This window comes from Rahnella victoriana (assembly GCF_021276285.1).
In the GTDB taxonomy this organism is placed as follows: Bacteria; Pseudomonadota; Gammaproteobacteria; order Enterobacterales; family Enterobacteriaceae; genus Rahnella; species Rahnella victoriana.
On sequence record NZ_CP089919.1, the window covers coordinates 2603652 to 2618171 of the forward strand.

Annotated in this window: 10 protein-coding genes, 3 tRNA genes and 3 rRNA genes; 10 read left to right on the forward strand and 6 right to left on the reverse strand. The window is 50.2% G+C overall.

Annotated features, from left to right (window positions below; genetic code table 11):
- The first annotated feature begins 162 nt into the window (after positions 1 to 162).
- The 3 genes from J9880_RS12060 to nlpE all read left to right on the forward strand — a co-directional run bounded on the left by J9880_RS12060 (position 163) and on the right by nlpE (position 1883).
- Entirely contained in the window at positions 163 to 723 is a 561-nt protein-coding gene (locus tag J9880_RS12060; RefSeq protein ID WP_095923197.1) for a YaeQ family protein, read from the forward strand.
- On the forward strand, positions 690 to 1139 hold the full coding sequence (gene arfB, locus J9880_RS12065; RefSeq protein ID WP_408637201.1) for an alternative ribosome rescue aminoacyl-tRNA hydrolase ArfB: 450 nt from the start codon (positions 690 to 692) through the stop codon (positions 1137 to 1139). The genes J9880_RS12060 and arfB overlap by 34 nt, the downstream gene beginning before the upstream one ends.
- A gap of 66 nt (positions 1140 to 1205) precedes the next feature.
- Positions 1206 to 1883, forward strand: a complete 678-nt coding sequence (gene nlpE / locus J9880_RS12070; RefSeq protein ID WP_095923195.1) for an envelope stress response activation lipoprotein NlpE — start codon at positions 1206 to 1208, stop codon at positions 1881 to 1883.
- 78 nt (positions 1884 to 1961) lie between these two features.
- On the opposite strand, the gene proS is transcribed toward nlpE, so the two are convergent.
- The 6 genes from proS to metN all read right to left on the reverse strand — a co-directional run bounded on the left by proS (position 1962) and on the right by metN (position 7651).
- Positions 1962 to 3680, reverse strand: coding sequence for a proline--tRNA ligase (gene proS / locus J9880_RS12075; RefSeq protein WP_119822813.1), 1719 nt, complete (start codon positions 3678 to 3680; stop codon positions 1962 to 1964).
- A 118-nt stretch (positions 3681 to 3798) separates the two neighbouring features.
- Entirely contained in the window at positions 3799 to 4506 is a 708-nt protein-coding gene (gene tsaA / locus J9880_RS12080) for a tRNA (N6-threonylcarbamoyladenosine(37)-N6)-methyltransferase TrmO (RefSeq protein WP_232769379.1), read from the reverse strand.
- Positions 4503 to 4910 carry an Rcs stress response system protein RcsF gene (gene rcsF, locus J9880_RS12085; protein WP_015696113.1) on the reverse strand — a complete coding sequence of 136 codons (408 nt, stop codon included), beginning with the start codon at positions 4908 to 4910 and terminating at the stop codon, positions 4503 to 4505. Before rcsF ends, tsaA begins: the two co-directional genes overlap by 4 nt.
- A 185-nt stretch (positions 4911 to 5095) precedes the next feature.
- On the reverse strand, positions 5096 to 5911 hold the full coding sequence (locus J9880_RS12090; RefSeq protein WP_095923192.1) for a MetQ/NlpA family lipoprotein: 816 nt from the start codon (positions 5909 to 5911) through the stop codon (positions 5096 to 5098).
- A 62-nt stretch (positions 5912 to 5973) separates the two neighbouring features.
- Entirely contained in the window at positions 5974 to 6627 is a 654-nt protein-coding gene (locus tag J9880_RS12095; protein ID WP_015696115.1) for a methionine ABC transporter permease MetI, read from the reverse strand.
- On the reverse strand, positions 6620 to 7651 hold the full coding sequence (metN, locus tag J9880_RS12100) for a methionine ABC transporter ATP-binding protein MetN (protein WP_119822811.1): 1032 nt from the start codon (positions 7649 to 7651) through the stop codon (positions 6620 to 6622). The genes J9880_RS12095 and metN overlap by 8 nt, the downstream gene beginning before the upstream one ends.
- 177 nt (positions 7652 to 7828) lie before the next feature.
- Between metN and gmhB the strand changes: the two genes are divergently transcribed.
- The 7 genes from gmhB to J9880_RS12135 all read left to right on the forward strand — a co-directional run bounded on the left by gmhB (position 7829) and on the right by J9880_RS12135 (position 14250).
- Positions 7829 to 8395 (forward strand): D-glycero-beta-D-manno-heptose 1,7-bisphosphate 7-phosphatase, encoded by a 567-nt coding sequence (gmhB, locus tag J9880_RS12105; RefSeq protein ID WP_133823608.1) that lies wholly within the window; start codon positions 7829 to 7831, stop codon positions 8393 to 8395.
- 413 nt (positions 8396 to 8808) lie between these two features.
- Positions 8809 to 10349: ribosomal RNA gene (locus tag J9880_RS12110) — 16S ribosomal RNA — on the forward strand.
- 71 nt (positions 10350 to 10420) lie between these two features.
- Positions 10421 to 10497 (forward strand) — tRNA-Ile (locus tag J9880_RS12115).
- Positions 10498 to 10634: 137 nt separating this feature from the next.
- Positions 10635 to 10710 (forward strand) — tRNA-Ala (locus J9880_RS12120).
- 214 nt (positions 10711 to 10924) lie between these two features.
- Positions 10925 to 13828, forward strand: a 23S ribosomal RNA gene (locus J9880_RS12125).
- 127 nt (positions 13829 to 13955) lie between these two features.
- A 5S ribosomal RNA gene (rrf, locus tag J9880_RS12130) occupies positions 13956 to 14071 on the forward strand.
- The 16S, 23S and 5S rRNA genes sit together here with 3 tRNA genes alongside, the layout of an rRNA operon.
- Before the next feature lie 102 nt (positions 14072 to 14173).
- A tRNA-Asp gene (locus J9880_RS12135) sits at positions 14174 to 14250 on the forward strand.
- Positions 14251 to 14520: the final 270 nt, after the last annotated feature.

Consider the following 14520-nt stretch of genomic DNA (forward strand, 5'->3'; position numbering starts at 1 on the left):
TCAGTATTTAACGACTATAGCACAGGAGAGTGTGAGTTATTAGCAGCCCTGTAAAGGTAAATCGTTTGCGTAAAGCCATTATTGAGGATAACCATCGGGGGAAAACTGGTCGCGGCAGGATGCTTTCAAGTACACTGTGCGTCTATTATCAAGGGGTTTACCATGGCGTTAAAAGCAACCATTTATAAAGCAGCGGTCAATATCGCTGATATGGATCGTAATTTCTTTCATGACGCCAGCCTGACTCTGGCACAGCATCCTTCAGAAACAGAACAACGCATGATGCTGCGTCTGCTGGCATGGATTTACCATGCCGACGAACGACTGACTTTTACCCGCGGACTGAGTGCCGAAGACGAGCCTGAAATCTGGCGTAAGAATGACCACAATGGCATCGAGTTATGGGTAGAACTGGGTTTACCTGATGAGAAGCGTCTGAAAAAGGCCTGTAACCAATCGCGTGAAGTCGTCCTTTACGCGTATGGTGAGCGTGCGGCGAAAGTCTGGTGGTCGCAAATCGAAGGGAAAGTCAGAGGTTTTGAGAACCTGCGCATCCGTTATTTAGAAGATGAGTTGTTGAATCAGCTGACTGCTTTTGGCAGCCGGACCATGAATCTACAGGCGACGTTGCAGGACGGAACTATCTGGCTTTCTGATGCTCAGAGTAATTTGGAAATTCATTTTTCTGAATGGAAAGAGTCTGTTGTAAAAGAAACCAGGTAATCAGCGTGCTAATCCTTTCTGAAAAACTGGAAATACCCGACAGCGAGATCGAATTAACGGCGATCCGTGCGCAGGGTAACGGCGGTCAGAACGTCAATAAAACCTCAACGGCTATCCATTTACGCTTTGATATTAAAGCGTCGAGTTTGCCAGAATATTATAAAGAGCGGTTACTGGCGTTTAATCATCATTCTGTGACCGCTGACGGCTGGGTGATTATCAAGGCTCAGGAATACCGGAGTCAGGAGATGAATCGTGAAGCGGCTCTTGCCCGCTTGAGCTCATTGATTTCGCAGGCGATGGTTATTGAAAAACCGCGCCGGGCAACAAAACCGACCCGGGGATCGAAAATTCGTCGGGTAGAAAGTAAGGTTCGCAAAGGTGCGACGAAAGCATTGCGGGGCAAGATTCGTTAGCCCTAAATTCGTGCTGCAGGACATTTTTTATCGCAGCACCGGGATAAAAGCAGTAGGGGAGAAACTGTGAAAAAAATCATTATTAGTGCAGTGCTGGCGCTCGGGGCGCTGTCACTGTTTGGCTGTCATACCGCCGCGTTTAATCATGAAAAACCCTTGCAGGCGATGCAGCAAAGTTACAGCGGCATATTGCCTTGTGCCGATTGCAGTGGCCTGAAGACGTCACTTTTCCTTCAACAGGACGGAACCTATATCCTGCAGGAAATTTATCAGGGAAGTAAAGACGGCGATCAGGCGTTCGCCAGTTACGGAAGTTGGGCACGGACGGCTGATAAACTGGTACTGACAGGAAACGATGGTGAGAAACGCTACTTCCATCCGAAAGATGAAAATCTGGAAATGCTGGATCAAAGCGGGGAGCCAATCACCTCCACATTCAATTACACGTTGAAACCGGTGCAGCAGAATTTGCCGAAGACGCCGATGGCATTGACCGGAATGATGCAATACAGCGCCGATGCGGCATCCTTTAAGGATTGCGCGACCGGCAATGTATTCCCGATGTCAGCCAATAAATCGCTGGAAGAAGGGTATCTTGCAGCGCGGAAAACCCCGAATCAGCTGGTCTTTCTTTCAATGGACGGACATTTCATGACAGAACCGTCAATGGAAGAAGGGCAGATGCAGAAGGCTGTAGTGGCAGATAAAAATGTCAGGTTTGATGCCACCAAATCCTGTCCGTAATCACATTCACTAAAGCGCACAAAGAAAAATGCCCGCATTATGCGGGCATTTTTACAGGCAAATGATCGTCAGCTGATCTTAACGCGGGATCTGGCTCAGCAGATATTCAACGATATCGCTTTGTTTGATCATCTGTTTTTCGCCAGTGCGACGGTTTTTGTATTCCAGCTCTTCAGCATCCAGATTACGATCACCAATCACCACGTGATGCGGCACACCGATCAGTTCCATATCCGCGAACATAACGCCCGGACGTTCTTTGCGATCATCGAGGATCACATCAATACCGTGTGAGCGCAGTTCTTTGTACAACGCTTCTGCGGCATCTTTCACGCGGAAAGATTTATGCATGTTCATTGGCAGAATAGCGACCTGGAATGGTGCGATAGCATCCGGCCAGATAATGCCGCGATCGTCATGGTTCTGCTCAATCGCCGCAGCGACCACACGGGTCACGCCGATACCGTAACAACCCATGGTCATCACCTGGTTTTTGCCATCTTCGCCCTGAACGGTCGCGTTCATCGCTTCTGAGTATTTTGTCCCCAGCTGGAAGATATGACCGACTTCAATCCCGCGTTTGATCACCAGCGTACCCTGACCATCCGGGCTTGGATCGCCTGCGACCACGTTACGGATATCGGCGACTTCTGGCAGCGCAGTATCGCGATCCCAGTTAATACCGAAATAGTGTTTACCGTCGATGTTTGCGCCTGCGCTGAAATCGCTCATGGCGGCAACAGTGCGGTCGGCAACAATTGGCATTGGCAGATTTACCGGGCCGAGTGAACCCGGGCCAGCCGCAACGATTTCACGAATTTCTGCTTCTGTTGCAAAGGTCAGTGGTGACGCCACTTGCGGCAGTTTTTCGGCTTTGATTTCGTTCAGCTCATGATCACCGCGAACCAGCAGGGCGACCAGCTTATGGCCGCTTTCTTCTGTTGCGTGAACCATCAGGGTTTTCACGGTTTTCTCAACCGGAACCTGGAACTGTTCAGTCAGTTCAGCAATGGTTTTTGCGTCCGGCGTTTCAACAACACGCATCTCTTCGGTTGCAGCAGCACGTGGCGTACTTGGTGCCAGTGCTTCAGCAAACTCAATGTTGGCGGCAAACTCAGAAGAGTCAGAGAACACCACATCATCTTCGCCGCTTTGTGCCAGTACCTGAAACTCATGTGAGGCGCTGCCGCCGATAGAACCGGTATCCGCCAGCACGGCACGGAAATCCAGACCCATGCGGTTGAAAATCTGGCTGTAGGCCGCGTACATCGCGTCATAGGTTTCCTGCAAAGATTCCTGCGTCGTGTGGAACGAGTAGGCATCTTTCATCAGGAATTCACGGGAGCGCATCACACCAAAACGCGGGCGAACTTCGTCACGGAATTTGGTCTGGATCTGGAAGAAGTTCAGTGGCAGCTGTTTGTACGAGCTGACTTCATTACGGATCAGATCGGTAATCACTTCTTCGTGGGTTGGACCCAGAACGAAAGGACGCTCGCCGCGATCAACGAAACGTAATAATTCCGGACCATATTGTTCCCAACGTCCGCTCTCCTGCCATAAGTCGGCGGGCTGAACTACCGGCATCGACACTTCAATAGCGTTCGCGTTGTTCATTTCTTCGCGTACGATGTTTTCAACTTTTTTGAGAACACGTAAGCCGGTCGGCAGCCAGGTATACAGGCCCGAGGCCAGTTTACGGATCATCCCCGCGCGCAGCATCAACTGGTGGCTGATAACTTCCGCGTCGGCTGGCGTCTCTTTCAGTGTAGAGAGCAGATATTGAGTAGTACGCATGATGTGTTGGTTCCGTTAGCACTGCAAATTGCAATCGGGCTGCCATAGGCAGCCAAAACGTGAAAAGTGGCTTAGTTTACCAGCGAGTTGCTGTTGCCAAAAGAGACGCAGAGGAAATTTAGTTTTCGTCGAGGGACAATACCTGATTCAGAGAACCCACAACCCGCCAGCGGACATTAAATTCCAGCAGGCGAACAGCGTAATCGCGTTCTGCGGATTCCCCTTTGCGGTAAGCAGGACGCGGATCCTGACCTAAAACCTGCGTGATGAAACGGCGCAGATGCGGATAGTGCCGCGCTTGTTCCGCCAGCTGTTGTTCAGCCTGAGGTAAAAACTCGACCGGCATATCGGCATCCGGCGCGTGCTGGGCAAACCCGGCGCGCGCATCAGGATGGCTTTCCGCAAAAGGCAGATAGGGTTTAATATCGACAACCGGCGTGCCATCCACTAAATCCAGACTGCCAAGTTGCAGAACGACATTCTGTCCCTGACAGCGGATCCCTTTCAGTTCAACCAGAGACATGCCGAGCGGGTTAGGCCGAAAAGTGGACCGTGTGGCAAAAACACCGGTGCGCGCATTGCCACCAAGGCGTGGCGGGCGAACCGTCGGGCGCCATCCTCCCTCCATCGTCTGATGAAAAATGAACATCACCCATAAATGGCTGAACTCTTCCAGCCCGCGAACGGCTTCAGGCTGGTTGTAAGGCGCATGCAGATGTAATTCACCGCCGCCATCCTCAATCAAACCAGGCTGACGCGGGACAGCAAACTTCTCTTTATAGGGCGAGTGAATTGTCCCTATTTGTTCAAAAGCAAAAGAGGTCATTTAAACGTGACGTTCAGGGCAGAACCCTGACAAATTGCCTGCTGGAAGCAGCCTGGCACACCGCTGATGATCTGGCACTGATGCAGCAACACGGCATTGGCTTTCATATAAGATGCGCGGGTCAGCATTCTCTTACGCGCCGTTGCCAGACTTGGCGGCGTATCGTTTTGAGCGCTCTGGCAGGACTCTCCGGAGACTTCACCCAGATCACGGAACGGCGTTCCGACTAGAGCTTCTGCATCTTTATACAGTTTTACAGGAGCAGGGCGCACTGGAGCCGGCTTTGGTTTGACTGGTTTTGGTTCTTCTTTAACAACAGGCGCAGGAGGTGTTGGCTGTGTGTGTTGAGTCAGGGAACAACCCGCCAGCAAAAGTGCCGACAAACAGAGAGGTAAAGCACGCATGGTATATCCTCTGCTTTTTAATATGTTTACAGGAAAGAATGTGGCGTTATTGAACCAAGGTATTGAGAAAATAACAAGGCGGGCAACTGCCCGCCTTGTTATTTATTTCTGAAAAAGGTCTTTGAGAAAGTAATATTTGCGAAATGAATCGCCCGGAGAAATCCTCAGCGGCTCATTTCACGTCATTACCAGCCTTTTACAGCGCCGCCGTTGAAGATTTTGTTCGCAGCAGCGTTCACTTCGTCAGACTGATACGCCTGAACGAATTTCTTCACGTTTTCTGCGTCTTTGTTATCTTCGCGTGCAACGATCAGGTTTACGTATGGAGAATCTTTATCTTCTACGAAGATACCGTCTTTTTCCGGCGTCAGGTTGATCTGGCTGGCGTAAGTGGTGTTGATAACTGCCAGTGCGATTTTCGCATCATCCAGTGAACGTGGCAGCTGTGGTGCTTCCAGCTCGACCAGTTTCAGGTTTTTAGGATTCTCAGTCACATCCAGAACGGTCGGCAGCAGGCCAACACCGTCTTTCAGTTTGATCAGGCCTTGTTTTTGCAGCAACAGTAAAGAACGGCCGAGGTTAGTCGGATCGTTTGGCAATGCAACCTGATCGCCATCTTTCAGTTCATCAATTGATTTGATTTTCTTAGAGTAACCCGCGATAGGGTAGACGAAGGTGTTGCCGACCGGCACCAGCTTATAGCCACGATCTTTAATCTGCTGATCAAGATAAGGTTTGTGCTGGAAAGCGTTAACATCAATATCGCCTTTGCTCAACGCTTCGTTAGGCAATACGTAATCGTTGAATGTCACCAGCTCAACATCAAGACCGTATTTTTCTTTCGCCACTTTCTGTGCAACTTCAGCAACCTGCTGTTCAGAACCGACAATCACACCCACTTTGATGTGGTTTGGATCTTGTTCTTTTGGCCCGCAGCCAACTAAAGCCAGCGATCCCAGAAGCGCGCCGACAACTGCAATGGATTTGAATTTGTTAGACATGTCCTTTCCTCAATAAGCGGATAAAAATCATTCACAGGGTAGCTATTACCGCTGTTGTTTCGTTATTTATGTGTGACTGCTTTTACGATGCGGTCGCCACAAAACTGAATTAAATACACCAAAACCACTAACAGGACTAATACCGTATTCATCACCGTGGCGTCATAACCGATATAACCGTATTGATAACCGATTTGCCCCAGACCACCGGCACCGACAGCACCACCCATAGCAGAATAGCCTACGAGAGTGATCAGTGTGATGGTGGCGGCATTGACCAGACCTGGCAGGGCTTCCGGTAACAGGATTTTACGGATGATCTGCATCGGCGTTGCGCCCATTGCGCGGGAAGCTTCCACCAGACCGCTTGGGATCTCCAACAGGGCGTTTTCAACCATACGGGCAATAAAGGGTGCCGCACCTACGGTCAGCGGGACAATTGCCGCCTGTAAACCGATAGAGGTACCCACAATCATGCGGGTGAACGGAATCATCCACACCAGCAGGATAATAAAAGGAATGGAACGGAAAATGTTCACCAACGCCGACATCACGCGGTAGACATTTTTATTCTCTGCAATCTGGCCCGGACGGGTGACATACAGCAGCACGCCAAAAGGCAGACCCAGCACAAAACCAAAGAAACCAGAGGTCAGCGTCATGATGACTGTTTCCCAGATACCCCGGCCCATTAACCACATCATTGCCTCAGACATAACCGAGCACCTCTACTTTCACCTGATTCTCATGCAGGAACTGAATCGCCGCCTGAGTGTTTTCTTCTGAACCGTGCATTTCCGTCAGCATAATCCCGAACTTCACACCGCCGGCATAATCCATCTGAGCACTGATAATATTGTTGTTAATGTCAAAGCGACGTACAGCTTCTGATAGCAGCGGAGCATCCACTGACTGACCGGTAAATTCCAGCCGCAGTAAAGGCACACGACCTTCTTCCGCTGTGGGGATCATGCGCACGGCGTAATCTTCCGGGATATCCAGATGTAAGGTCGACTGAATGAACTGCTGAGCCAGCGGCGTTTTAGGATGAGAGAACATTTCGCTCACTTTATCCTGCTCAATCAGTTTGCCATCGCTGATCACGGCAACCTGGTCGCAAATGCGTTTTACAACATCCATCTCATGAGTGATCAGCAGAATGGTCAGTCCCAGACGACGGTTGATATCTTTCAGCAGTTCCAGAATGGCGCGGGTGGTTGCCGGATCCAATGCACTGGTGGCTTCATCACACAGCAATACTTTAGGATTACTGGCCAGCGCACGGGCAATCGCCACACGTTGTTTTTGTCCGCCGGAAAGATTAGCCGGATAAGCGTCATGCTTATCTTCCAGACCGACCAGCTTAAGCAGCTCGGAGACGCGCGTCTTAATGTCTGCGGAAGAGAGATTATCGAGTTCCAGTGGCAGTGCTACGTTGCCATACACGGTACGTGACGACAGCAGATTAAAATGCTGGAAAATCATGCCAATCTGGCGACGTGCACGGGTCAGTGCTTTCTCTGAGAAAGACATCAGTTCCTGACCATCGACCAAGACCTGGCCTTCCGTCGGACGTTCCAGCAAATTGACACAGCGGATTAACGTACTTTTCCCCGCGCCGGAAGAGCCGATAACGCCATAAATTTGTCCGGCAGGGACGTGAAGACTCACGTCAGAGAGCGCGACAATCTGGCGCGAACCCTGCTGGAAAACCTTGGTGATGTTTGAAAGTTTAATCATATTTTTTTTATTCTGTCTTTTTGCCGTGACGTGGTGAAATTAACTCTGCGGGGCTCTCCCCGAAGCATGTCGTGGATGCTAAGGCGTCTAGACGTCTAAGTCAACCAGGTTAGCATTCTCACGGACATTGAAAACATGCGATACTGGCGCCGTTAATCAGCCATCAGGAGCAAATTCGTGGCACAACCTGTTTCAGCAATCTTTCTCGACCGTGATGGCACTTTGAATGTCGATCACGGTTATGTACATGAAATCGATGATTTCAAGTTTATCGACGGTGTCATTGATGCCTGCCTTAAATTAAAGGAAATGGGCTTTTTACTGGTGCTGGTCACCAATCAGTCCGGTATCGCGCGGGGTAAATTTACTGAAGAGCAGTTTATGACGCTCACAGAGTGGATGGACTGGTCACTGGCCGACCGCGGTGTGGATCTGGATGGTATCTACTTCTGCCCGCATCATCCGGAAGGTGCCGTGAAAGCGTTTACTCAGGTCTGTGATTGCCGTAAGCCGCAACCGGGTATGTTTTTGACAGCCAAAGAAGAGCTGAACATTGATATGGCCTCTTCTTATATGGTGGGCGATAAGCTTGAAGATATGCAGGCCGCTGCCGCCGCAGGCGTAGGACATAAGATTTTAGTTCGTACCGGTAAGCCTGTGACCGCAGAAAGTGAAAGTGCAGCGGACATGGTACTGGAAAGCCTTGCTGCATTGCCTTCCTTTATAGCAAAAGGGCAGAAATAGCAGCCTTTGGATAAAAAAACGGCAAACGAAATAAAACTGTATTTATTCGCTTGCCATTAAAATCCAACTCCCTATAATGCCGCTCCATCGACAGGGAACAACGTGAACAACATCACGAAGTGACCGGGTCGGAAAGATTAAAAACAGTGATGACCGGATGAAATAAACGGTTGACACTGAATGAGGAAAGCGTAATATACGCCACCTCGAGTTAGCAAGCGAAAGCGCGTAACTCACTGCTCTTTAACAATTTATCAGACAATCTGTGTGGGCACTCACAAGACGATATCAGCCACTTCGGTGGCAAAAAATATCAAGTCTTAAAGAGTGACCAAGCAGTAATTCATTTAGTTGAATTATTACGAAAGTTAATTTTTGAGCATCGCTTCACTTGTTGAAGCAAATCGAACTTTTAATTGAAGAGTTTGATCATGGCTCAGATTGAACGCTGGCGGCAGGCCTAACACATGCAAGTCGAGCGGCAGCGGGAAGTAGCTTGCTACTTTGCCGGCGAGCGGCGGACGGGTGAGTAATGTCTGGGAAACTGCCTGATGGAGGGGGATAACTACTGGAAACGGTAGCTAATACCGCATGACCTCGCAAGAGCAAAGTGGGGGACCTTCGGGCCTCACGCCATCGGATGTGCCCAGATGGGATTAGCTAGTAGGTGAGGTAATGGCTCACCTAGGCGACGATCCCTAGCTGGTCTGAGAGGATGACCAGCCACACTGGAACTGAGACACGGTCCAGACTCCTACGGGAGGCAGCAGTGGGGAATATTGCACAATGGGCGCAAGCCTGATGCAGCCATGCCGCGTGTGTGAAGAAGGCCTTAGGGTTGTAAAGCACTTTCAGCGAGGAGGAAGGGTTCAGTGTTAATAGCACTGTACATTGACGTTACTCGCAGAAGAAGCACCGGCTAACTCCGTGCCAGCAGCCGCGGTAATACGGAGGGTGCAAGCGTTAATCGGAATTACTGGGCGTAAAGCGCACGCAGGCGGTTTGTTAAGTCAGATGTGAAATCCCCGAGCTTAACTTGGGAACTGCATTTGAAACTGGCAAGCTAGAGTCTTGTAGAGGGGGGTAGAATTCCAGGTGTAGCGGTGAAATGCGTAGAGATCTGGAGGAATACCGGTGGCGAAGGCGGCCCCCTGGACAAAGACTGACGCTCAGGTGCGAAAGCGTGGGAGCAAACAGGATTAGATACCCTGGTAGTCCACGCTGTAAACGATGTCGACTTGGAGGTTGTGCCCTTGAGGCGTGGCTTCCGGAGCTAACGCGTTAAGTCGACCGCCTGGGGAGTACGGCCGCAAGGTTAAAACTCAAATGAATTGACGGGGGCCCGCACAAGCGGTGGAGCATGTGGTTTAATTCGATGCAACGCGAAGAACCTTACCTACTCTTGACATCCAGAGAATTCGCTAGAGATAGCTTAGTGCCTTCGGGAACTCTGAGACAGGTGCTGCATGGCTGTCGTCAGCTCGTGTTGTGAAATGTTGGGTTAAGTCCCGCAACGAGCGCAACCCTTATCCTTTGTTGCCAGCACGTAATGGTGGGAACTCAAAGGAGACTGCCGGTGATAAACCGGAGGAAGGTGGGGATGACGTCAAGTCATCATGGCCCTTACGAGTAGGGCTACACACGTGCTACAATGGCATATACAAAGAGAAGCGAACTCGCGAGAGCAAGCGGACCTCATAAAGTATGTCGTAGTCCGGATTGGAGTCTGCAACTCGACTCCATGAAGTCGGAATCGCTAGTAATCGTAGATCAGAATGCTACGGTGAATACGTTCCCGGGCCTTGTACACACCGCCCGTCACACCATGGGAGTGGGTTGCAAAAGAAGTAGGTAGCTTAACCTTCGGGAGGCGCTTACCACTTTGTGATTCATGACTGGGGTGAAGTCGTAACAAGGTAACCGTAGGGGAACCTGCGGTTGGATCACCTCCTTACCTAAAGATACGCATTGTGCAGTGTCCACACAGATTGTCTGATAGAAAGTAACGAGCAGAAATACCTTAATAGGCTTGTAGCTCAGGTGGTTAGAGCGCACCCCTGATAAGGGTGAGGTCGGTGGTTCAAGTCCACTCAGGCCTACCAATTCGTCCTCATGCTGCGTTGTCGTCACACTCGTTTGCGGTTGCAAACGTCGTATGAACTCCGCCTTGATGAGAAAGTAATTGGCTAACTCATCTTCCTGATGTGTTAGTGATTAAGGTATCTGTAAGTGACTGTATGGGGCTATAGCTCAGCTGGGAGAGCGCCTGCCTTGCACGCAGGAGGTCAGCGGTTCGATCCCGCTTAGCTCCACCATTACCGTACAGCCCCTAAATAATACTTCAGAGTGTATTGGAAACAGTATGCTGCGAAGTATTTTGCTCTTTAACAATCTGGAACAAGCTGAAAATTGAAAGTTTACAGCTGAACATCACTCTCCGTAGAAGTACTGAGTGGTGGATTAGTCTGTAACAGAGTCTCTCAAATAATCGCAGCGCGATGATGTCTTTAAGACACCTTCGGGTTGTGAGGTTAAGCGACTAAGCGTACACGGTGGATGCCTAGGCAGTCAGAGGCGATGAAGGGCGTGCTAATCTGCGAAAAGCGTCGGTAAGGTGATATGAACCGTTATACCCGACGATACCCGAATGGGGAAACCCAGTGTGTTTCGACACATTATCATTACATGAATACATAGTGTAATGAGGCGAACCGGGGGAACTGAAACATCTAAGTACCCCGAGGAAAAGAAATCAACCGAGATTCCCCCAGTAGCGGCGAGCGAACGGGGAAGAGCCCAGAACCTGAATCAGGGTATGTGTTAGTGGAAGCGTCTGGAAAGTCGCACAGTATAGGGTGATAGTCCCGTACACAAAAATGCATACGTTGTGAGTTCGATGAGTAGGGCGGGACACGTGACATCCTGTCTGAATATGGGGGGACCATCCTCCAAGGCTAAATACTCCTGACTGACCGATAGTGAACCAGTACCGTGAGGGAAAGGCGAAAAGAACCCCGGCGAGGGTGAAATAGAACCTGAAACCGTGTACGTACAAGCAGTGGTGAGCCTACTTTGTTGGGTGACTGCGTACCTTTTGTATAATGGGTCAGCGACTTATATTTTGTAGCAAGGTTAACCGTATAGGGGAGCCGTAGGGAAACCGAGTCTTAACTGGGCGTCAAGTTGCAAGGTATAGACCCGAAACCCGGTGATCTAGCCATGGGCAGGTTGAAGGTTGGGTAACACTAACTGGAGGACCGAACCGACTAATGTTGAAAAATTAGCGGATGACTTGTGGCTGGGGGTGAAAGGCCAATCAAACCGGGAGATAGCTGGTTCTCCCCGAAAGCTATTTAGGTAGCGCCTCGTGAACTCATCTTCGGGGGTAGAGCACTGTTTCGACTAGGGGGCCATCCCGGCTTACCAACTCGATGCAAACTACGAATACCGAAGAATGTTATCACGGGAGACACACGGCGGGTGCTAACGTCCGTCGTGAAGAGGGAAACAACCCAGACCGCCAGCTAAGGTCCCAAAGTCATGGTTAAGTGGGAAACGATGTGGGAAGGCACAGACAGCCAGGATGTTGGCTTAGAAGCAGCCATCATTTAAAGAAAGCGTAATAGCTCACTGGTCGAGTCGGCCTGCGCGGAAGATGTAACGGGGCTAAACCATGCACCGAAGCTGCGGCAGCGACACTTAGGTGTTGTTGGGTAGGGGAGCGTTCTGTAAGCCGTCGAAGGTGAACTGTGAGGTTTGCTGGAGGTATCAGAAGTGCGAATGCTGACATAAGTAACGATAATGCGGGTGAAAAACCCGCACGCCGGAAGACCAAGGGTTCCTGTCCAACGTTAATCGGGGCAGGGTGAGTCGACCCCTAAGGCGAGGCTGAAAAGCGTAGTCGATGGGAAGCTGGTTAATATTCCAGCACTTGGTGTTACTGCGAAGGGGGGACGGAGAAGGCTAGGCTAGCCGGGCGACGGTTGTCCCGGTTCAAGCGTGTAGGGGTGTAGTCCTGGTAAATCCGGATTACTTTAACCCTGAGGCGTGATAACGAGCCACTACGGTGGTGAAGTAGTTGATGCCAAGCTTCCAGGAAAAGCCTCTAAGCTCCAGGTAACACGAAATCGTACCCCAAACCGACACAGGTGGTCAGGTAGAGAATACTCAGGCGCTTGAGAGAACTCGGGTGAAGGAACTAGGCAAAATGGTGCCGTAACTTCGGGAGAAGGCACGCTGGCGCGTAGGTGAAGGGACTTGCTCCCGGAGCTGAAGCCAGTCGAAGATACCAGCTGGCTGCAACTGTTTAATAAAAACACAGCACTGTGCAAACACGAAAGTGGACGTATACGGTGTGACGCCTGCCCGGTGCCGGAAGGTTAATTGATGGGGTTATCCGTAAGGAGAAGCTCTTGATCGAAGCCCCGGTAAACGGCGGCCGTAACTATAACGGTCCTAAGGTAGCGAAATTCCTTGTCGGGTAAGTTCCGACCTGCACGAATGGCGTAATGATGGCCAGGCTGTCTCCACCCGAGACTCAGTGAAATTGAACTCGCTGTGAAGATGCAGTGTACCCGCGGCAAGACGGAAAGACCCCGTGAACCTTTACTATAGCTTGACACTGAACATTGAGCCTTGATGTGTAGGATAGGTGGGAGGCTTTGAAGCGTGGACGCCAGTCTGCGTGGAGCCAACCTTGAAATACCACCCTTTAATGTTTGATGTTCTAACTCGGCCCCATAATCTGGGGTGAGGACAGTGTCTGGTGGGTAGTTTGACTGGGGCGGTCTCCTCCTAAAGAGTAACGGAGGAGCACGAAGGTTAGCTAATCACGGTCGGACATCGTGAGGTTAGTGCAATGGCATAAGCTAGCTTGACTGCGAGAGTGACGGCTCGAGCAGGTACGAAAGTAGGTCATAGTGATCCGGTGGTTCTGAATGGAAGGGCCATCGCTCAACGGATAAAAGGTACTCCGGGGATAACAGGCTGATACCGCCCAAGAGTTCATATCGACGGCGGTGTTTGGCACCTCGATGTCGGCTCATCACATCCTGGGGCTGAAGTAGGTCCCAAGGGTATGGCTGTTCGCCATTTAAAGTGGTACGCGAGCTGGGTTTAGAACGTCGTGAGACAGTTCGGTCCCTATCTGCCGTGGGCGTTGGAAGATTGAGAGGGCTGCTCCTGTACGAGAGGACCGGAGTGGACGCATCACTGGTGTTCGGGTTGTCATGCCAATGGCATTGCCCGGTAGCTAAATGCGGAAAAGATAAGCGCTGAAAGCATCTAAGCGCGAAACTTGCCTCGAGATGAGTCTTCCCTGTGGCTTTAAGCCACCTGAAGGGACGTTTAAGACTAAGACGTTGATAGGCTGGGTGTGTAAGTGCAGCGATGCATTGAGCTAACCAGTACTAATGACCCGAGAGGCTTAACCTTACAACACCAAAGGTGTTTTAGCAGAGACTTTGAAGTAGATTTTCAGCTGATTGTTCCGAGATTGGTTCGTATGGCGGTGTGTGGTGAGAACTCATGACACGATGCGGTATGAATGAAACAGAATTTGCCTGGCGGCAGTAGCGCGGTGGTCCCACCTGACCCCATGCCGAACTCAGAAGTGAAACGCCGTAGCGCCGATGGTAGTGTGGGGTCTCCCCATGCGAGAGTAGGGAACTGCCAGGCATCAATTTTTATAATAAAGAACGTGTTCCTTTTCCCCTGACAAGGAAAATAACAGGAACAAACATGTATCAGACGCTTTCTGATGTATGTGAAAGAACCGGTGGAGCGGTAGTTCAGTTGGTTAGAATACCTGCCTGTCACGCAGGGGGTCGCGGGTTCGAGCCCCGTCCGTTCCGCCACTAATTGCATAGCCCCTGAATCGAAAGATTCAGGGGTTTTTTGCATAAATAAAACCGTAAAAAAGCCACATTAGCTGTGATCATTATCCTTACGCGCTTTGTTTTATTTCCTCTCGATCATTTTATCCCTTCAAATTCTCCCGAAAATAAATTCAATGTACTAAGTGATATAACAATTATTACCCGATCTTAAATATAATGATTATCACTTTTAATCCAACCATAAATAATAAATGCGTTATTTAAAAATATTCGTTATCAGGTTAATAC